This is a genomic window from Streptomyces sp. URMC 124 (assembly GCF_051386455.1).
GTDB lineage: Bacteria > Actinomycetota > Actinomycetes > Streptomycetales > Streptomycetaceae > Streptomyces.
The window spans coordinates 1-18,527 of sequence record NZ_JBPQTS010000100.1 but is presented as its reverse complement, the minus strand read 5'-3'; the positions used below and the strand labels follow the sequence as shown (position 1 = coordinate 18,527).

Sequence of the window (18,527 nt, the reverse complement as noted above, 5' to 3'; positions counted from 1 at the left end):
TAGTCCTACGGATGGCACTGGTGCCCCCGCCAGGCAGAGTTGCCCTCGTTCGCAGCACGGGCGGACGGGCGGAACAGAGAACGACCGGAAAACGGGGACGGTATGTCAGCCATATCGAAGATGTCGGAGACTGCGGAGACGTCGGAGACTGCGACGACGGGGCGCATGGTCGAGGCCAACGGCGTGGAACTGTGGACGGAGGAGTTCGGCGACCCCGCGCACCCGCCGGTGCTGCTCATCGCCGGTTCGATGGCTCAGGGACTGCTGTGGCCGGACGAGTTCGTGGGACGGATCGCGGCGGCCGGTTACCGGGTCGTGCGCTACGACCACCGGGACGTGGGCCGTTCGACCGCCCGCGACTTCGAGGAGCACCCGTACACCTGGGCCGACCTGAAGGACGACGCGCTCGGGCTGGTGGACGCCCTGGGGCTCGCCCCGGTCCACGTCGTGGGCCACTCCGCGGGCGGGCTGGTCGCCCAGTGGATCGCGGCCGACCACCCGGACCGCGTCCGCAGCCTCACGGTGATCGGTTCCTCCCCCTTGGGTGCCCGCGAGGGGCAGGTGCTCGTACGGGCCCTCATGGGCGAACCCCAGCCGGAGGGCGCCCTGCCCGAGCCGGAGCCGGAGTTCCTCGCCTTCCTCCGGAACGCCGCCGCCGGCGCGCCGCCCGCCACCCGGGCCGAGGCCGTCGACTTCCAGGTCGAGATGGCGCGCGTCCTCCACGGCCGGGAGGGCGCGGCCGAGTTCGACGAGGACGCCCAGCGCCGTCTGGAGGAGCGGCTCCACGACCGCATGCGCGACCCCCGGACCGCGGCCAACCACCGCCTCGCCGGGATGGCGGGCCCGGAGGTCGAGCCGGTGGGCGCCCTGGCCCGCGTGACCGCTCCGACCCTCGTCGTCGAGGGCACCGCCGAACCGGTCAAGCCCGGCCACGGACGTCTCATCGCCCGGGAAATCGCCGGAGCCCGGCTCCTGATGGTTCCCGGCATGGGTCACAACCTCACGCCGAGCGCGGCGGGCCCGGTCGCGGACGCGCTCATCGCTCACCTGGCGGGCGCGCCTGACGGCATGTGAGCGCGTCGGAGCGGCCGGTGCGGTAGCGCTTCGAGAGCGAAGCGCTACCGGCTAGGCGAGAGCGGTCAGGCAGAACTGCACGAGGCCGGCGTCGACATCGAGGACGATCTTCTTCATCTCTGCCCATGGCGGGTGGAAGTCCGTTCCCCACTCGACCGTGAAGGCGAGGATCTTCTCCTCGTCCTGGCCGGAGAGGATGTGGCGCGCGTAGGTGTAGTCGTCGCTGGTTCCGCAGGTCGGGTACAGGTCGAAGGCCGGCTGGGGGGTGTACTCCTTACCGCGTACGCCTTTCAGGGCCTCGCAGAAACGCTCGGCGAGCACGGCGGAGTCGTCGGCATCGCGCTCCTCGACGAACTCGGCGTAGAGCTGGTCGTCCTTCAGTCCGCGTTTGCCGTCGAAGAGCGGGTTGCGGAAGTTCATGGCCGGGTCGGCGGACTGGTTCTGGTCGTCGCCCCACACGTAGAGCATCTTCTGGGAATAGCTGTGGACGTCGACGAACCAACGGGTGCGGACGAAGTGGTCCAGCAGCCGGCGCACGTTGCGGGTCTCCGGCTCGGAGAAGGGCTCGGGGCCCTGATAGACCTGATCGGGGTCGGCCGGGTCGTCCGAGACCCGGACCGGAGCGAGGGGGTGGAAGGCGGTCCGGAAGTCGAAGAGGTGGTCGTAGTTGCGGTTGATGTCGACGCCGACCGCGGCCGGGTTGCCACCGGACTGGGCCGGATTGCGGTTCGGCCGCCACAAGGGGACGACGGTCTGGCTGTAGCGCCGGCCGTCCGGGTTGACGAGGGGGAAAACGACGACGTCGAGCTTCTCCAGGATCGTGCGCACCTGGGCGGAGGTGAAGCTCGTACCGCCGTACGCAAGGCCCGTGCCGCCGGCGTGTGCGTGCAACAGGTCGGCGGCGAAGTTGAGCAGGATCTCGCAGCTGCCCCACTCGCGGGCGTGTACGCCGCCGATCAGGACGACGGCGGGCTTCGGCTGCCCGTCGTGGGTGCCGATCCGCAGGGCGTGGCAGGTCCGGCCCTCGAAGGTCGGCTCGGGCAGTTCGATGAGGTCCGCCGTCGGGAACGCGGCGGCCAGGCTGGTCACGCCGGATTCGACCGCGGTGGTGTTCAGATACGGCATGGCGCCCCTCCTAGCTGTCCCGCACCTTGAGGGCGAGCCCCTGGGGAACCGCATCCTCGGGGGCGAACGGATCTCCTTCGCCCACCTCGGCCTGGCGGGCGCGGCCGGTGGCGGTGGCGTCCTCGACGGCCACGGCCGACACGCCCTCGCGGGCCAGGGCTTCGCCCTGTTCGGGGGAGACGTAGGCGTCGAAGGTGAGGCTGCCGTCCTCGTTCCGGCGGATCCGGCCGCCGACGTCGGGGCGGGAGTCGCGCAGCAGGGCGCGCAGGGTGTCGGCGTCCTTGGCCGTGACGCGGACACGCAAAACGGTGTACTCACTGGACATGACGGGCCCCTCTCGGGCGCCGTCGGACTCGGATGGGCCGTGCGACCCGGCCGGGCACGGCGCGCTCACGACGAGTGGACGAGTGGGCGTGCACCCGTGGACACATGGACGCGCGGTACGTACGCATACGTCTCACATGCACCTCGTCTCTTCAGCGTGCGCTCCCGCCGCAGAACGCGTCAAGCGGTACTTCGGGCCTACGGCTCAGGCGGCTGCCGAGGCCGATATCGCCGCACCGACGGGCGAGGCGGCCCGGCCGGTGTCTGAAGGGGAGCCCGCGAGCCGCGACGCACCCCGCGCATCCAACGGTCGTACTGTCGAACCGTTCCCGAGGAGGACTTCTGATGCGCAGCGTGACCTATTCGATGGGCGTCTCGCTCGACGGTTACATCGTCGGGCCGGACGGCGACTTCACCTGGACGGCGCCCGACGAGGAGCTCTTCCGTTTCGCCACCGACGAGATCCGGGAAGTCGGCGTCCATCTGCTGGGCCGGCGGCTGTACGAGACGATGCTGTACTGGGAGACCGCCGACCAGGATCCCTCGCTCGACGACTCCATGCTCGAGTGGGCCGCGCTCTGGAAGCCGCTCCCCAAGGTGGTGTTCTCCACCACGCTGCCGGCAGTGCAAGGCAATGCCCGCCTGGCCTCGGGCGGCCTGGCAGAGGAGATCGAGCGATTGCGCGCCGAGCCGGAGGAGGGCGACATCGCGATCGGCGGCGCGACTCTCGCCGCCGAGGCGGCCGCGTCGGGACTGATCGACGAGTACCGGCCCAGGGTCCACCCGGTGCTGGTCGGCGGCGGCATTCCGTTCTTCCCCCGGTGCGAGCGCCGAGTGGACCTCGAACTCGCCGAGACCCGCACCTTCGCTTCGGGAGTCGTCCACCTCCGCTATCGCGTGACGCACTAGCCGGCTCATCGGCCGGGCCCTGGAGGGAACGGGCTTGAGGGGGTCACGCCGGCCGTCGGCTCACTTTGGTCATGCACTGGGCACCGCAGGCGAGGCCGGCCGACGCGGTGCCCTGGGCCCTGCCTCCGCCTTCGTGGCACGGGGGTCGGCGGCACGGATCCGGGCCGCCAGGCCCGAGTAAGGCACGGGGCCGGCGGCCAGGGCCCGAACGGAATTCAGGGCCAGGCTCTTCGTGCCCTTGGCTTCGATCACGGGGCCGGGGACGACGTAGAACTGCCACTGGCGGACGTCCAGGGGGTCGTAGTCGTCGTGACTGGTGGCGGTGTGCAGAGCGAAGACGTACACGTCGGCGTTGAACGTGGGCCCGTTCGCGTCACCGGTCTGCGGATTCCAGGTGCGGGTTTGCAGCCGGTCGAAGACGACCTTCGTAAATTCACGCTGGTCCCACGCCTGGAGATAGGCGCTGCTCTTCACCTCGATTCTCAGCCCATCGGTCGTCAGTACGTCAAAGCTCTCCCACTCCTGGTTCCGCTGTTGCGCTCCGACAGCGCGGTGCACGAGGAACTCCGCCAGGAGGCCCCGGGTGGTATTGGTCTTGAGATCCGGCAGGGCGTATCGCCAGAAATCGAAGACTGTTGCCCCTTCCGCGCCGATGAACGGTTCTTCGCCGTGGAGCGGCGCGACGGGAGAGGGGATGTGCTGCACAGGCACGACAGGGTCCACCGGCCGACTTCTACACGGCTGACAGCCCGACCCGCAAGCTTCGACACGCGCAGGCGGCGAAGGTGACCGTGCCACCGGCCGTTCAGTGGTTCAGGCCGGTGTTTCCGTCAGGGTGCGGGCGATGTGGTCGCTGAGAGGGAACAGCCAGTCGGGGCGGGCGTTGCCGAGGAGGTGGTCGCCGTGCGGGACGGAGAGGTAGGTGCCGTGGGGTGCCAGGCGGGCCAGGGGTTCGCCGTTCGTCACGCCGGGGATGACGTCCTGGCCTCCGTCCACGACCAGCAGCGGGGCCGTGATGCGGGGTGCCAGGGCGGCGAGGTCGACGTGGCGGACGAACGCGCGGGCGGCTTCGGCGCCTCCGGTGCGCCGGGCCATGATGTCCCGCACCGGCGCCGGCAGTTCCTCCCAGTCGAGGCGGAACGGGCCGCTGACGGTGGCGGCCGCCGCCACGCGCGGCTCCAGTGCCGCTGTGCGGGCGGCGAAATAGCCGCCCAGGCTGAGGCCGACGAGCCCGATGCGCCGGACGCCGAGGGCGTCGATGACCCGGCCCACGACCTGCTCGAAATCCGGCCTGAGGGCCGTGCCGGCCGCGAGCGCGCCCTGCCCGGGGCCGTCCATGGCGAACACCGCCAGCCCCCTGGCCAGCAGCGCGGACACCACGTCGAGGAACTCCTCCTTGGCCGAGTCCAGGCCGGGGACGACGACCACGGTGCCGGGCGCGTCGGCGGGGCCGCGCAGCCAGCCGGTGAACCCCTCGCCGCTCACCCGCCGGGCGCCGGGCTCCAGCACCGTGAGCGCCCTGCCCAGGGCGTGGTCCGCCTCGGCGGCGGCACGATGCGCCTCGGGGTACGGCGCGAGCGTGGCGAGGTGGAACCACCGGGCCGCCATCAGCAGGTACTCGCCTGCCGAGACGGATGATCCCGCGTTCTCGGCGCGCTCGGCGTAGTCGTGCCCGGTCCGCCGGAGCGACGGCCCCCAGTCGGCGACGGAGGCGAGGCCCTCGGTGACGCGGCGGTATTCGTGGGGGTCGACGCCGGCACCGACGGCCCGTGTCCACTGGGCGGCCGCGAAGTCGGCGGCGAAACCGGCGGCGAGGACGCCGGGCTCGGCGGCGCTCATCGTGCTCCCCCCGTCAGCAGGACGGCCTTGCCGCGTATCCGGCGCTCCCGCAGGTCGACCAGGGTGCCGGCGGTCCGCGACCAGTCGGCGGTCCGGCCGATCTCCGGGTGCAACCGCCCCCGTTCCACGAGGCTGACCAGGGCCTCCAGGTCAGGGCCGTACGGGGCACCGGCGTAGTGGAAGTGCCGGATGGTCACACGCTCCGGTCCGCCCAGCAGGTGGAAGAAGTCGAGGGTGACCGGGGTACGGCTCGCCTGGCCGAACCAGACGAGGAGGCCGCCGGGGCGCGCCTTGGAGAGGGCGAGCGGCAGGTCCGGCCCGCCCGTGGACTCCAGCACGACGTCGAACGGCCCCTGGGCCGCCGCGACCTCGTGCACCACCGTGGCCCCCATTTCGGCGAGCCGCCGGCCGCGCGCCGGGGTGGCCGTGACCGCAGTCAGCTCGGCACCGGCCGCGACAGCCAGCTCGGTGACGTAGTGGCCGACCCCGCCCGAGGCGCCGGTCAGCAGCACCCGCCGGCCGGCCGGGGAACCGGCCGTCCGCAGCAGGCGCAGGGCCGTGATCCCGGCCAGGGGCAGGGCCGCCGCCCGGACGCTGTCGACGCCGTCCGGGAGCACCGCGAGGGAGTGCGTGGGCACGGCGGCGTACTCGGCCCAGCCTCCTTGTGCCGGATGCCCGACGACCCGCGTGCCGATGCCGGGCCCCGAGCCGTCCGCGGCGGCCTGTACGACGAGGCCCGCGATGTCCTTGCCGGGCAGCAGCCCCGGGCGGGGGCTCTCGAGGAGGAACGTCTCGCCCCGGTTCGGCGCGAACGCCTCGACCTTGACCAGGGCCTCGCCGGGCTCCGGAACGGGCTGAGGAGCCTCGGCGAAGGCGACCGGACGCGCCGCGTCGCCCGTGGGAATCAGTCTTTGCATGCCGGGAATGCAACCCCGGCGTCCGCCCGGCGATCCAACAACGATCGGGCACGGCCGACAACCTTTGGTTGTCACCTATGGTGAGAGCCATGGATCTCGACGTGGCACACGTACGTGCCTTCGTACGCGCCGCCGAGGAACTGCACTTCGGGCGGGCGGCCGGCACGCTCGCCATCACCCAGCAGGCGCTGTCCAAGAGGATCGCGCGGCTGGAATCCCTGCTCGGCGTCGCCCTGTTCCGACGCGCCGCCGGCGGCGTACACCTCACCGCGGCCGGTCAGCGTTTCCTCCCGCCGGCCCGGCAGACCCTGGCCGCCGCCGACGCAGCGGTCACGGCGGCTCTCGGCAGGCAGCGCCCGCTGCGGGTCGACGTCTGGGGACACCTCTACGCGCCGATGCGGACGCTGGCCCGGGTCGCGGAGCGGGTCGGGGACCTCGTGGCGGGGCACGGGCGCGACCTGCCGTCGGTGACGGACGCACTGCTGCACGGCGACATCGACGCGGCCTTCGGCCGGGTCCACCCCCCGCTGCACGCGGGGCTGACCCACCGCCTCGTCCGCCTCGAACCCGTCGACGCCGTACTGAGCGCGGACCATCCCCTCGCAGCCGAACCGGCGCTGCGGCCCGGCCAACTGCGCGGCAGCGTGCTGTGGGCGCCGGGAAGGCCGGACCGGCTCGACTTCCTCCACCGGTTCGCCGAACGGTTCGGCATCCGCGACCGGGCCACGAGCGTCAACCTGGGGCTCACCCACTTCCTCGAAGAAGTGGCGCGGGACCCGCAGCGCTTCTCCCTGCTCCCCGCCGACGTCCCCCTACCGGAGCTCCCCGGGCTGCGCGCCGTCCCCCTGGTCGGCCCCACCCCGCTGTACGCCTGGTCCCTGCTGTGGCGCACCGGAGACGAACACCCCGGCCTCAGCACCCTCACCGCCGCCTGTGCCGCAGAGGCAGCACGAAGCCGGTGGCTGGAATACGACCCGGCCCGCGACTGGCTGCCCGAACCGCCCACGCCGCCGCAACTCCCGTGACACCGGGCCCACTCGCCTCTTTCAGGTGATTGCCGCCGATTGTCGTGATGGGGTTATTTTCCGCCGCTACGGTGATCGGGTCGGGTCGACGGAGGCCGGTGCCGGGGGTGGGTATGGAGCTGGAGTACTGGCTCGGGCGGGGAGTCGAGGCCTTCCGGGAATGGGCGCGCACGTACGGCGAGTTCGCGGCGCATCCCGCGACGGCGGTCGGGGAAACCGCCTGCGAGGTGGCGTTCGCGGAGCTGACCGCCCGGTTGCGCGGCAGCTACCCCTTCTTCCATCCCTGCTACGCGGGCCAGATGCTCAAGCCGCCGCATCCGGTGGCGGTCGCCGGCTATGTGGCCGCCATGCTGGTCAACTCCAACAACCACGCGCTGGACGGCGGTCCGGCGACCTCCGCCATGGAGGAGGAGGTGGTCGGGCAGCTCGCGGAGATGGCCGGTCTCGCGGACCACTTGGGGCATCTGACCAGCAGCGGCACCCAGGCCAACCTCGAAGCCTTGTTCGTCGCCCGCGAGAGCCGCCCCGGCACGGGGGTGGCCGTGAGCGCCGAGGCGCACTACACCCACGCCCGTATGTGCCATCTGCTGGGCGTCCCCGTGTACACGGTGCCGGCGGACGATCGCGGGCGCATGGACATGGGCGAGCTGGAGCGGCTGCTGTCCACCGGGGTCGCCGGGACGGTCGTCGCCACCACGGGCACGACGGCGCTGGGCGCCGTCGATCCACTGCACCGCATCGTCCCACTGGCGCGCCGTTACGGGGTGCGCGTCCATGCCGACGCCGCTTACGGCGGCTTCTTCCGACTGCTCGCCGACGGGAAGGCCGACAGAAAGGCCGACAGGAAGGCCGACGGGGAACAGGCGCCCGTCGCCCCGGAGACCGGCGACGCCCTGCGGGCGATCGCGCAGTGCGATTCGGTGGCGATCGATCCGCACAAGCACGGTCTGCAGCCCTACGGTTGCGGGGCGGTGCTGTTCGGCGACCCGGACGTCGCCCGGTTCTTCCGGCACGACTCGCCGTACACCTACTTCACGTCCCGTCGGCCCCATCTGGGGGAGATCAGCCTCGAATGCTCCCGCTCCGGCGCGGCCGCCGCCGCCCTGTGGCTGACGCTGAAGCTGCTGCCGCTCACCCCTGGCGGGCTCGGAGCGGTGCTCGCCGCCGGGCGGCGGGCCGCCGTCCGCTGGACCGAGCTGATCGGCGCCTCTCCGTACCTGGAGCCGTACCAGCCTCCCGAACTCGACATCGTGACGTACTACCCTGCTCCTCCTGGGAGTTCACCCCCTCGCCTGTCGCGTGTCGGCGTGGCGAGCAAGGAGGTGATGCACCGGGGGATGAACGCCAAGGAGGACCCCGTCTTCCTCAGTGTCGCCCGTGTCACCGCCCCCGCGTTCACCGCCCGTCACGCCGGCGCCGTCGCGGACGGCGACCACACCCACGTGCTGCGCAGCGTGCTGATGAAGCCGGAGAGCGAGCCGTATCTGGAGCGCCTGCACCGGCGGGTGGAACAGCTGGCCAAGGCGTCGTGGCCGGCTCCCCGGGGGTGCGGCCGGTGAACGGCGAGCTGCCACGGGCACCGTTGGCACCCCTGACCCTGGCCACCGATGCGCGCATCCCCGTACGGACGGCGGCCGGTGCCGCCACGCCCGCCGATTACGACCGCTACTTCCACATCGTGCGTCACGCGCCGGACCTGGCGTCCTGGACGTGCGACGTGCTCCGGCTCCAGGCAGCCGTCCTCGCCGACCTTCCGCACACCGCTCTGGACGACTCCCAGCGTGCCGCCGTCCTGACCGGCCTGTTGCACGCCTCCCACTCCACGCTCACCGCGTGGCTGCGGTCCGCGGCAGGATCCGCACCGGGACCCGCACCGGGACCCGTACCGGGACCCGTACCGGACGGGCCCGCCGACGGCCCGGGCGGCGGCGCACTGCACCGCTGGAAACTCGGCCACCAGCTCTTCCACCTCCTACTGACCACCATGAACAGCACGTGCGACGACACCTTGGCCGCGGTCGGCGAAGAACAGTGGGCATCGGTCCGCCACGGCCTGGAGCGGTTACGGACGCTGTACGACGCGGCCACCGCCGCCATGGCCTACGCCTCGGACTTCCCCGCCTCCGCCTACACGCACGACGTACGCCCCACGATGGAACCGCCGTTCGCCGCGCCGGGCTTCTCCGGGACCCTCAATCAGGAGCACCGCGTCCTGACCGAGCGGACGCACGCCCTCAAGGCCGCGCTCGGCAACCTGTCGGCGCCGGCGCCGCTCCTCGCCGCGATCCGTCACGAGGAGGCCCTGCTGCGGGCGGCACGGCGGCGGAACCGGAAGGCGCACGCGGCGATCTGCGAGCGCTGTGTGCCGGACGGCGCCTCGCTCCTGTATCAGCACACCACCGGGCAGAGGAGCGGCCGTGCGACATGTGAGTGACCGCGTGAGCCCCGCCTCGCGGGCCGTGGGGGACGTCGAAGGCCTCGAAACCCTCGAAGGCATCGACGCGCGGACCGGTCTGCGGCTGCTGGACGACCTGGTGGACGAGGTCGTGTGGCTCGACCACTGCCCCGCCGTGAGCGCGTCCTTCCAGCCGGTGCCCGCATGGCTCCGGCACGAACCGGTCTCCGCCTGGCAGCCGCTGCCGCCACCCCCGCCCGGCCCGCCGCCGTGCCCGGCCGGTCCACGCCGCGTCTGTGTGTCCTTCGCCCCCGAGCACGGGGACAACGCCCGTACCTGGGCCCGGACGCACGGCTACCGGCTGCTGGCCGCGGACGCCGGCGTCACCGCGTGGGCCGCCGACAAGATCTGCGCCACCCGGCTGTTCGCCGAGGCCGGCGTCCCCGTCCCGCCCTTCCGGGTGATCCCCGCGACGGGCCGCGAGCCGGCGGAGGCGTACTGGAACGGCCGGTGGCCACGGGCCGTCGCCCAGCGGGCGGCGAACAACCTCATCGGCCGCGGGACCGCCCTCGTCGACGGACCGTCGAGCCTGCGGGCCCGCCTGGAAGCCTGGCCCGACGAACCCGTCAAGCTCAGCCGCTTCTGCCCCGGGGTCTCCCTGACCGTCACCGCGTGCGCCGGGCCGGACCGGACCGTCGTCTCGGCGGTCTCCCACCAGCTCGTCGGACTGGCCGAGCTGGCCGCCTCCTGGGGCGCGCACTGCGGCAACCAGCTCGTCGGCCCGGACGACCTGCCGGAAGGACTGTACGGCCAGGCCCGGGCGGCCGCGTACCGCGTGGGTGAGGTCCTGCGGAGGCGCGGTTTCCGCGGTGCCTTCGGCCTGGACCTCGTGGAGGAGAGCGGCCGGCTGCGGGCCGTCGAGGTCAATCCGCGCTTCCAGACAGTGGTGTCCCTGGTCCACGCCGCCGAGAGCGCGGCAGGACTTCTGCCGACCCTGGGCCTGCACGTGCTGTCCTGCCTCCTCCCCGCCCTGCCCCCTGCGGCGGCCGTGCAGGTGCCGCGCGGCGTGCGCCACAGTCAGCTCGTGGTGCACGCCCGTACGGACACCGTGGTGTGCCATCTGCCCCCGACGGGGCGCTACCGCCGGGACGGCCGCGGGGTAAGCGGACTGAGCGGACCGCTCCCCGGGCCGGCCGTGGTGTCCCGGCTGGCCGACGACGAGGCCCTGTGGTGGGCCGTTGCCCGCTCCGGGCCGGTCGCCGCGGGCGAGGAACTGGCGCTGGTCCAGTTCCCGCAGCCGGTCGCCGGGCTCAGGCCCCGTCCGCGCCTGCGGCCCGGCGCCTCGGCCTGGATCGCGGCCTTCGCACCGGACGCGGAGGAGCAGAACCGGAGCGCAGAGGAGGACGACCGGAGCGCCGAGGGCGAGGACGGGAGCGCCCGGGACGAGGACAGGAGCACCGGGGACGAGGACAGGAGCACCAGGGACGAGGACAGGGACGCCCGGGACGAGGACAGGGGCACCGCCGAGGAGGAAAGGAGCGCCGGTCAGGAGCCGCCGCTCCTGCGGATGAGTGTGCGGGCGATGCGCGAAGCCGGACGCCACGCCGTCGACCTCGTCATCGACCGGATGACCACCCACGGCTCCCGGCCGCCCTGCCATGTCCCCTCACCCGGCGCTCTTCAGGACGCCCTCGACGAGCCCCTCCCCGAGCACGGCACCGGCGACCTGCCCGGACTCCTCGACCACGTCACCGAGCGGGCCCTGGCCGAGGCGACCCGGCTGGACCACCCGCGCTGCTTCGCCTTCGTGCCCTCCACCGGCAACTTCCCGGCCGTGCTCGCCGACGCGCTGGCCTCCGCGTACCTCTCCGTCCCCGGCGCCTGGCTCGTCGGGGCGGGCCCCACCCGGATCGAACTCACCACCCTGCGCTGGCTCAAGGCGTTCCTCGGCCTCCCGGACGGCCACGGCGGCCTGTTCGTCAGCGGCGGGTCCCTGGCCAACCTGACCTGTCTGGCCGTGGCCCGCGACCACCGGCTCGACGGCCGGCCGGGGCGGCACGCCCGTCTGTACTGTTCCTCCCAGGCCCACCCCTCCGTCGCACAGGCGGCCCACCTCCTGGGCCTCGCCCGCGAGCAGCTCACCGTCCTGCCCCCGGACGACGACCTGCGCCTGGACGCCGGCGCCTTGGCGGAGCGCATCGGCCGTGACCGGCGCGCGGGGCTGCGTCCCTTCGCCGTCGTGGCCACGCTCGGCACGACCGGCACCGGGGCCGTCGACCCGCTCGACCGCGTGGCCGACGTGTGCCAGGAGGAAGACCTGTGGCTGCACGTGGACGGTGCTCACGGCGCGGCCGTCGCCGGCACCTCACGCGGTCACCACCTGCGCGACGCCCTCGGCCGGGCCGACTCCCTCACCGTCGACCCGCACAAATGGCTGTTCCAGCCCTACGAGATCGGCTGCGTCCTGCTCCGGCGTCCCGAACTGCTCCCGGAGACCTTCGGCGTGGCGCGGCACGCCCTGGACCAGGGATATCTCCGGCCGGCCCATCCGGCCGCCCCCGTATGCGAGGAGGTCAACCTCTCCGACTACGGCCCGCAGCAGAGCCGCGGCCTGCGCGCCCTGAAGCTCTGGCTCTCCCTGAAGACCTTCGGCGCCGGAGCCTTCCGGCGGGCCATCGAGCAGGGCGCGGACCTCGCGGAGTACGCCGCCGGACTCGTCGAGGCCCACCCCGAGTTGGAACTGGTCACGCCGCCCAGCCTCGCCATCCTCACCTTCCGCTACCGGCCCCGGGACACGCCCGCGGCGTGGGACGCCGACGCGGCACAGGCACACATCAGCCGCAGGGTGTGCGCCGACGGCGGAGCCGTCCTCCTCACCACCACGGTGCGAGGAGCCACCGTGCTGCGCATGTGCACCATCAATCCCACCAGCACGCGTGCCGACGCCGCGTACGTGCTGGACCTGGTCACCCGCTACGGCCGCGAGGCCTGACGCGACATCCGCCGCCCCTGACCGGCCTCCCGGTCAGACGATCACCAGCGTCGACGGCCCGGTGATCTGCCCGACCCCGTCCTTCGACGCGCACTTCAGCGGATCGAGCGTGACCTGAAGCCCCGGCGAGGCCACCGTCCGGCCCTTGAACCTCCCTTTCGCCACCCGGCCCGCGACCAGGACGACCGCCTGCCCGGCGACCTGCTGCACGGTCCCCACGTGGTAGACGACCGTCGTCTGCTCCCCGGTGTTCCAGGTGATCCGCTCGACCGTGGTCGCATCGGAGGAGAAGCAGCCGTTCCACCCGCCGCCGCTGATCGAGGACACGCCCGACCGCAGCGCCGGGTCCGTGGAAAGACAGCTGTACGCACCGCTGCCGCCGATCCGGGTCCGCTGCGCCGTCAGCGACAGACCGGGCGAGAACGAGACGGTGTTGCTCCCCGCACAGCTCACGGCAGCAGCAGCGGCAGTGTGCGAAGTACGCGCAGTGTGCGAAGTGTGCGCCGCCGTATCAGGCGCCGCGTGCACCAGCGCGGCCAGCGACGCCGCCGCCACGCACCCCAGCCTCCTGCCCCATGAGAGTCGCCCGCCCATGTCCGCCCCACCCCTCCCGCAATGCCACCGCGTACCGACGGCAGCATCCTTTCGTTCCGGCCCGAAGCACGTCCGGCACACGACCCGGAAGCCGGCGACGAGCAGCAGCGCGGTGTCCCCGGGCGGCGCGGGCGCCCGCCGACGCGCCCCGGTACCGCCGCGTCCCTCCCGACCCGTAAGGTCAACCCCAGTAGGCGGGACTGCCCGACGGGACGGGGGCGACCGGGCGGTCACCGAACGCCGTCCATGGGCTCCAGCCGCTGCCGGGCCGGGACTGTACACGGGTGCGCATCCGGCCCTCGGTGGTCACGGCGAAGACGTGCATCCGTCCGGCGGCGTCGACCGCGGCCGTCGGCGGGGCGGCGAGCCGGACGCCGGGCTCGCCGAAGTCGTCACCGGCGTCCCAGCTGCCATCGGGGGTGACCTGCCGGCGGTGGCTGAGCCGCGCGCCGCCGGGGGACAGGGCCAGGCCCTCGAGCCTGCCGTCGGCGTCGGGGACGAGCACCGGGGCCGCGGCGGTCCAGCCGAACATCGGTTGCCAGTCGTCCCAGCCTCCGCTCGGCACGGTCTGACGCCGGTAGAACGCCGCCACACCGGACGGGGCCGACGCGGCGACCGTGAGCCTGCCGCTGCCGTCACGCGCCACGCGCGGCGCGGTGCCGGCCGCAGTGCCGAAGCGGGTCCACTGCGCCCAGGGGCCGTTGGGTGCCTCCTGCCACCGGTGGTAGATCCCCGAGCCACCGGGCGACAGGGCGAAGACTTCCAGCCGTCCGTCGGCATTGGCCGCGACGACGGGCGGTGCTCCCGCAGGCCCGCCGAAACCGCCGTCCCACGCCTCCCACGTCAGCGACCCGGGTGCGAGCTGCCTCCGCCGGGCGACGGTGGTGCCGCCCGGGCCCAAGGCGAAGACCTCCAGCCTGCCGTCGGCATTGCGGGCCACGGCCGGGGCCGCACCTGCCGCGCCACCGAACTCCTCCCAGTCGTGCCAGCCGCCGTCCGGCCGCTGCACCCGGTGGTGCAGTCCGGCACCGCCCGGCCCGAGGGAGAACACCTCCAGCCTGCCGTCGGCGTTGCGGCCCAGCGTGGGCACCGCCCCGGCCGGCCCGCCGAACTCCTCCCACGGCGTCCAGGTGTCGGACTGCGGGTCGAGCTGGACGCGTTTCAGCAACGCGCTGCCGCTCGCGTCCAGTGCGCACACGGTCAGCCGGCCGTCGACGTCCGGTGCGGCGGCGGGGTTGTCGGCGCTCTGCCAGGGCGGCGGTACGTCCCGCCACTGCAAGGGGGTCAGGTACAGCCCCTGGCGGAACCATCCCGCGGCGCTCCCGTGCCACTCCCCTCCGCCGGTTCCGCCGGTGACGACCTCGACCGCGTGACCGGGCACATGGCCCGCGTAACCGTCGAGGCCGAAGGAGAACGGGTTGCGGGACGCGAGCACATCGGTGCCGTCGTAGCCGTTGCGGGGCCCGATGAACAGGTAGTACCAGCCGTTCCGCTCGACGACGAAGGGCGACTCGGTGACCGACACCGTCGCATCGGTGGTCGCGTCGGTGAACGCGATTCCTGGTTCGCTCCAGTGCAACAGGTCGTCGGAGCGCCGGAAGGCCACCGCGTGACGGCCGTCCGGGCCGGACAGTTCGGTGTAGTACATCACCCACTGGCCGGCGATCCTCACCACCATCGGGTCACGCGCCACGCGTCCGCGGAAGAGCGGGCCGGCCGGGAGGCGCGTCCAGGTGAACAGGTCGGTCGAGGTGGCGAGGTTGATCGCGGCGCCGTTCCGCCCACCGGCGGCGTAGAACATCCAGTACGTACCACCCGCCTCGATGACGTGCGGCGCCCACAGGTGTTCCTCGCCGAAGTACGCCGGGTCGACGGTCAGCGCGTCGGCGTGCGTGGTCCACGGGCCGTACGGATCCGGGGCGGAGGCATGGGCGAAGGAGACCTCGGCCGCGCTGTCGGGAGAACGGCCGGGAGGCGCGCCGGCACCGACGATGCCGAACAGGTGCCACCGGCCGGCCGCCTTGATCAGCGTGTGGTCGTTGAGGTAGCGCCGCCCGCCGGGGGTGGACGGATCGTAGACGTGCGTGAAGGATCCCGCGCCGACCCACTCGTGGCGCGGGGGCGGAGGCGGGGACGGGGACCGGGGCGGTGCAGCGGCGGCTGTCGCGCCGCCGCCGGCTTTCAGCAGTGCGAGTGCGCCCGCCGCGGCGCAGCCCTTGAACAGACGACGTCTGCTGATCGGATGCATGGGTCCTTCCCGCAGGAGTACCGCGGCCGGCCGTGGACGGTGTCGGCTTACGTGACCGGAGGGCCGGAGGTGCTGTTCACCCGGGCCCATTGCGACCAGGTGCTGAAGCCGGTCTGCCACTTGTGGAGGACGCCGTCCCTGCCGGTGCCGAAGACTTCGATGCGGCCGTCGGCGTTGGTGGCGGCAGTGATCTCGGTTCCGCCGGTGCCGAAGTCGTCCCAGTCGCCGTAGGCGGCGTTCACGCCCTTCTGCCAGATGTGCGAGGCGGCGTCACTCTTGATGGCGAAGACCTCGACGCGCCCGTCGGCGGTGCGGTCGCTCGTGAGCCGGGAGTCGGCGGGGCCTCGCACGGGCTCCCACCCCGACCAGCTGGTGGGGTTCGTCTGGTACCGGTGGAACACTCCGACCGGGCCGGAGGCGAACACCTCGATCCGGCCGTCGGCGTTGTGGTCGACGGTCAGGTCGTGGCCGCCGACGCCGAAGTCCTCCCACGGCGACCAGCCGCCGTTGACGGCGGTCTGGTACTGGTGCTGGAAGACGCTCCCGTTGAGGGCGAACACCTCGAGACGGCCGTCAGGAGCCTTCTCCATCTTCACCCGGCCGGCCGCAGGACCACCGCCGGTGGGCTCCCAGCCCGACCAGCCGCTGTTGGGCGCGGTCTGATACCGGTGGAAGACGCCCTCCGGGCCGGAGGCGAACACCTCGATCCGGCCGTCGGCATTGGCTCCGGCGGCGACGGCGCTTGCGCCGGTACCGAATTCCTCCCAGTTCGACCAGGCACCGGACGGCGACAGCTGGTAACGGTGCTGGACGGTGCCTCCGTTGGCCGCGAACGCCTCCAGGCGCCCGTCGGCGTTGGGAGCGACGGCCAGCTGCGCGTTGCCGGGACCGCCCAGTCGTTCCCACTCCGACCAGCTGCCGTTGACCTGGGTCTGCCAGGCGTGGTGCACCCCGTCGGCCCCGGCCGCGAAGGTCTCCAGCCGGCCGTCGGCGGACCGCGCCGACACCACCCGGCCCGGCTCCACCGGATACACGAGCGGTGCCGGCCCGGGGCGCCGGCCCGGCGTGCACGGCATGCCGACGCCGCGTTCTTCGAGATAGGGGACGGGGTCGATGCCGCGGTTCATGCTGGTGTCGCGTCGTACCCGCAGATGGAGGTGGGGGCCGGAGGCCTCGCCCTCGGCGCCCATGAGCGCGATCTGCTGCCCTGCCGTCACCCGGTCCCCCACGGCCACGTCCCGCCGGTACATGTGCCCGTACTCGGTCACCGTTCCGTCGGGGTGCAGGATGCGGATCCACTGGCCGTAGCCCTGGGCAGGACCGGAGTTGATGACTTCGCCGTCGCCCACGGCATAGATCGGCGTGCCGTAGTCGTTGGCGATGTCGATGCCGTCGTGATTGCGAGCTCCGCCGTAGGGATCGGCGATGAAGCCGGCCGCCGGGCACGAGGCGGCGAACCCGGCTGCCCGGGCTTGCGCAGCGGCCGGGGACGTCGTCAACAGCGCCAGCGGTACGGTGACTGCCGCCGCCAGAGCGAGGCGCAGTGCCCGTCCGGAGAGACCGTGTAGCACGTCGCGTCCTTCCCCCTCGGGTCATATCGGAACGGTGGGGTGCGTTGCGGCTCGCCGAGCGGGGGCTCGCGCGAACCGGCGGGGTGGACGCTAACCACGACGGCCGCGCGAGGGCACCGGGAACGCTACGGATTGACGACGTCTCTCCTGACCTTCGTCGAGCTGACGGCCGGCGTCGCCCCCGGCTCGCACACGTCCCTCCTCCGGGCAGAGGCCGGGGCGGGCGGGCCGGAGGCCGGCCGGAGGGTCAGATCGGGTATTGGACGCTGCGGATCGGCGGGTTCGTCAGGTGGCGGCCCGCGCCCAGGACGCCCGCGCGCCGTGTGCAGTGGCGGTCGGTGAAGTAGACCAGAGCGCGGCTGGTGCCGTTGGCGAGCCGGCGGATCTTGGCCCGGTTCTCGGTGAGCAGGCTGTAGCACTTGCCGTCCTGGGGGTCCTTCTCGCGCCTGCTCACGGCCTCGCGGAGGCAGGCCACGCCGGTGATGCCGGTGCCCGCTTTGCAGCGGGAGTAGTCGACCGTCAGCGTGCCGTTCGCGGCGTGCGCCTCGGGTGAGGCGGCCAGGGTGGTGAGGAGCAGGACGGATACGGCGGTGCCCAGGGCGCGGCGGATACGCACGGGATTCCTTTCGTGGTGTCGGGACGATGCCTCCAGATATCCACGGGCGGTGACCCGTCCGGCGGAATCACTCGTCGGTGGGCGCGGCATTGCGTCGTACCCACGAGAGAGGAACACGTGGGCGGCCTGAGGCCGACGGGTGTCGGCGCGGTCTCGGAGCGGTCACGCTTCGGCCCGGATCGGGACGTATCGACGGGCCGGCTTTGACGGAGAGTGACGAATATAGGTAAGGCTTACCTACTTCTTTTCCCGCGCTCCCCACCGTGCGCTCTTCTCACCTCGTGTACCGGGAGGTTCCGTGTCCGCTCCTCAGTCACAGCCGCAGCCACAGCCGCTGCGCCTGTACGACTCGTGGTGGACGGTCGCAGCGGGCGCGCTCGGGGCGTGCCTGGCCCTGGCGGGCTGCCTGTGGGTCTCCTTGCACGTCCGCACCGACGAGGCGCTGCATACGGGGGCTCTCTTCGTGCACCTCGCCTCCCTGGCCCTCGGCTTCGGCGCGGTCCTGGCCGCCGACTGGTTCGGGCTGCTGTGGGTCACCCGGCGGCTCGCGCTCGCCGACGCACTGAGCGCCGTCGGCCGGCTGCACGTGCCCATCTGGGCCGGCCTGGCGGGGCTGCTGGCCAGCGGCGCCTTCCTGCACCCGGACCCGGCCTCCCCGCTCACCCGCGCCAAGCTCGTCATGATCGTCGTGCTCACCCTCAACGGCCTCCAGGCCGGGGTGCTCACCCGGCGCCTGGCCCAGCACTCCCCCACCCCTCCGGGCCGGGGGCTGCTCGCCTGGGGCGCGGGCACGGCCCTGGTCTCCCAGGTGTGCTGGTGGGGATCCGTCGGCATAGGGTTCTACAACGCCCGGCACTGAGGCGCCCCGCCCCTGGCGCCTCGCCTCGCCCCCTGGCGC

The 18,527-nt window shown here is 72.9% G+C and carries 16 protein-coding genes; 7 read left to right on the top strand and 9 right to left on the bottom strand.

What is annotated here, in order from left to right; genetic code table 11:
• Positions 1 to 120: 120 nt before the first annotated feature.
• Positions 121 to 1,074 carry an alpha/beta fold hydrolase gene (locus tag ACSNOG_RS20780; RefSeq protein ID WP_436754178.1) on the top strand — a complete coding sequence of 318 codons (954 nt, stop codon included), beginning with the start codon at positions 121 to 123 and terminating at the stop codon, positions 1,072 to 1,074.
• Between the two features lie 51 nt (positions 1,075 to 1,125).
• Here the strand turns inward: ACSNOG_RS20780 and ACSNOG_RS20775 are convergent, their stop codons facing one another.
• The gene (locus ACSNOG_RS20775) at positions 1,126 to 2,199 is read right to left on the bottom strand and encodes a M14 family metallopeptidase (RefSeq protein ID WP_436754177.1); all 1,074 of its coding nucleotides are present in this window, start codon (positions 2,197 to 2,199) and stop codon (positions 1,126 to 1,128) included.
• A 10-nt stretch (positions 2,200 to 2,209) separates the two neighbouring features.
• Complete coding sequence (locus tag ACSNOG_RS20770) at positions 2,210 to 2,524, bottom strand: hypothetical protein (RefSeq protein WP_436754176.1); 315 nt, start codon at positions 2,522 to 2,524, stop codon at positions 2,210 to 2,212.
• 344 nt (positions 2,525 to 2,868) lie between these two features.
• Here ACSNOG_RS20770 and ACSNOG_RS20765 point away from each other — a divergent pair, with 344 nt between their 5' ends.
• The gene (locus ACSNOG_RS20765; RefSeq protein WP_436754175.1) at positions 2,869 to 3,432 is read left to right on the top strand and encodes a dihydrofolate reductase family protein; all 564 of its coding nucleotides are present in this window, start codon (positions 2,869 to 2,871) and stop codon (positions 3,430 to 3,432) included.
• A gap of 69 nt (positions 3,433 to 3,501) precedes the next feature.
• On the opposite strand, the gene ACSNOG_RS20760 is transcribed toward ACSNOG_RS20765, so the two are convergent.
• From ACSNOG_RS20760 to ACSNOG_RS20750, 3 genes are all read right to left on the bottom strand, one after another.
• Positions 3,502 to 4,155: a hypothetical protein gene (locus tag ACSNOG_RS20760; protein ID WP_436754174.1), complete on the bottom strand. Its 654-nt coding sequence runs from the start codon at positions 4,153 to 4,155 to the stop codon at positions 3,502 to 3,504.
• Between the two features lie 90 nt (positions 4,156 to 4,245).
• Positions 4,246 to 5,271 (bottom strand): alpha/beta hydrolase family protein, encoded by a 1,026-nt coding sequence (locus tag ACSNOG_RS20755; RefSeq protein ID WP_436754173.1) that lies wholly within the window; start codon positions 5,269 to 5,271, stop codon positions 4,246 to 4,248.
• On the bottom strand, positions 5,268 to 6,188 hold the full coding sequence (locus tag ACSNOG_RS20750; RefSeq protein WP_436754172.1) for a zinc-binding dehydrogenase: 921 nt from the start codon (positions 6,186 to 6,188) through the stop codon (positions 5,268 to 5,270). Before ACSNOG_RS20750 ends, ACSNOG_RS20755 begins: the two co-directional genes overlap by 4 nt.
• An 89-nt stretch (positions 6,189 to 6,277) precedes the next feature.
• On the opposite strand from ACSNOG_RS20750, the gene ACSNOG_RS20745 reads away from it, so the two are divergent.
• The 4 genes from ACSNOG_RS20745 (at position 6,278) to ACSNOG_RS20730 (ending at position 12,600) form a co-directional block, all read left to right on the top strand.
• Positions 6,278 to 7,213 carry a LysR family transcriptional regulator gene (locus tag ACSNOG_RS20745; RefSeq protein WP_436754171.1) on the top strand — a complete coding sequence of 312 codons (936 nt, stop codon included), beginning with the start codon at positions 6,278 to 6,280 and terminating at the stop codon, positions 7,211 to 7,213.
• A gap of 113 nt (positions 7,214 to 7,326) precedes the next feature.
• A complete protein-coding gene (locus tag ACSNOG_RS20740) occupies positions 7,327 to 8,772 on the top strand; it encodes a pyridoxal phosphate-dependent decarboxylase family protein (RefSeq protein ID WP_436754170.1) in 1,446 nt (481 codons plus the stop codon).
• A 23-nt stretch (positions 8,773 to 8,795) separates the two neighbouring features.
• Positions 8,796 to 9,647, top strand: a complete 852-nt coding sequence (locus tag ACSNOG_RS20735; RefSeq protein WP_436754169.1) for a hypothetical protein — start codon at positions 8,796 to 8,798, stop codon at positions 9,645 to 9,647.
• Entirely contained in the window at positions 9,631 to 12,600 is a 2,970-nt protein-coding gene (locus ACSNOG_RS20730) for a pyridoxal-dependent decarboxylase (RefSeq protein WP_436754168.1), read from the top strand. Before ACSNOG_RS20735 ends, ACSNOG_RS20730 begins: the two co-directional genes overlap by 17 nt.
• Positions 12,601 to 12,633: 33 nt before the next feature.
• On the opposite strand, the gene ACSNOG_RS20725 is transcribed toward ACSNOG_RS20730, so the two are convergent.
• The 4 genes from ACSNOG_RS20725 to ACSNOG_RS20710 all read right to left on the bottom strand — a co-directional run bounded on the left by ACSNOG_RS20725 (position 12,634) and on the right by ACSNOG_RS20710 (position 17,629).
• Positions 12,634 to 13,053 (bottom strand): hypothetical protein, encoded by a 420-nt coding sequence (locus ACSNOG_RS20725; RefSeq protein ID WP_436754167.1) that lies wholly within the window; start codon positions 13,051 to 13,053, stop codon positions 12,634 to 12,636.
• Positions 13,054 to 13,375: 322 nt separating this feature from the next.
• Complete coding sequence (locus tag ACSNOG_RS20720) at positions 13,376 to 15,442, bottom strand: family 43 glycosylhydrolase (protein WP_436754166.1); 2,067 nt, start codon at positions 15,440 to 15,442, stop codon at positions 13,376 to 13,378.
• A 47-nt stretch (positions 15,443 to 15,489) separates the two neighbouring features.
• Positions 15,490 to 17,013, bottom strand: coding sequence for a peptidoglycan DD-metalloendopeptidase family protein (locus ACSNOG_RS20715; RefSeq protein WP_436754165.1), 1,524 nt, complete (start codon positions 17,011 to 17,013; stop codon positions 15,490 to 15,492).
• Positions 17,014 to 17,260: 247 nt separating this feature from the next.
• Positions 17,261 to 17,629, bottom strand: a complete 369-nt coding sequence (locus tag ACSNOG_RS20710) for a hypothetical protein (RefSeq protein ID WP_436754164.1) — start codon at positions 17,627 to 17,629, stop codon at positions 17,261 to 17,263.
• A gap of 298 nt (positions 17,630 to 17,927) precedes the next feature.
• On the opposite strand from ACSNOG_RS20710, the gene ACSNOG_RS20705 reads away from it, so the two are divergent.
• Entirely contained in the window at positions 17,928 to 18,488 is a 561-nt protein-coding gene (locus tag ACSNOG_RS20705) for a hypothetical protein (RefSeq protein WP_436754163.1), read from the top strand.
• The last annotated feature ends 39 nt before the right edge of the window (positions 18,489 to 18,527 follow it).

Coding starts and splice junctions, on each gene's coding strand:
- ACSNOG_RS20780 (WP_436754178.1), top strand. CDS start 121: ATGTCGGAGACTGCGGAGACGTCGGAGACTGCGACGACGGGGCGCATG.
- ACSNOG_RS20775 (WP_436754177.1), bottom strand. CDS start 2,199: ATGCCGTATCTGAACACCACCGCGGTCGAATCCGGCGTGACCAGCCTG.
- ACSNOG_RS20770 (WP_436754176.1), bottom strand. CDS start 2,524: ATGTCCAGTGAGTACACCGTTTTGCGTGTCCGCGTCACGGCCAAGGAC.
- ACSNOG_RS20765 (WP_436754175.1), top strand. CDS start 2,869: ATGCGCAGCGTGACCTATTCGATGGGCGTCTCGCTCGACGGTTACATC.
- ACSNOG_RS20755 (WP_436754173.1), bottom strand. CDS start 5,271: ATGAGCGCCGCCGAGCCCGGCGTCCTCGCCGCCGGTTTCGCCGCCGAC.
- ACSNOG_RS20750 (WP_436754172.1), bottom strand. CDS start 6,188: ATGCAAAGACTGATTCCCACGGGCGACGCGGCGCGTCCGGTCGCCTTC.
- ACSNOG_RS20745 (WP_436754171.1), top strand. CDS start 6,278: ATGGATCTCGACGTGGCACACGTACGTGCCTTCGTACGCGCCGCCGAG.
- ACSNOG_RS20740 (WP_436754170.1), top strand. CDS start 7,327: ATGGAGCTGGAGTACTGGCTCGGGCGGGGAGTCGAGGCCTTCCGGGAA.
- ACSNOG_RS20720 (WP_436754166.1), bottom strand. CDS start 15,442: ATGCATCCGATCAGCAGACGTCGTCTGTTCAAGGGCTGCGCCGCGGCG.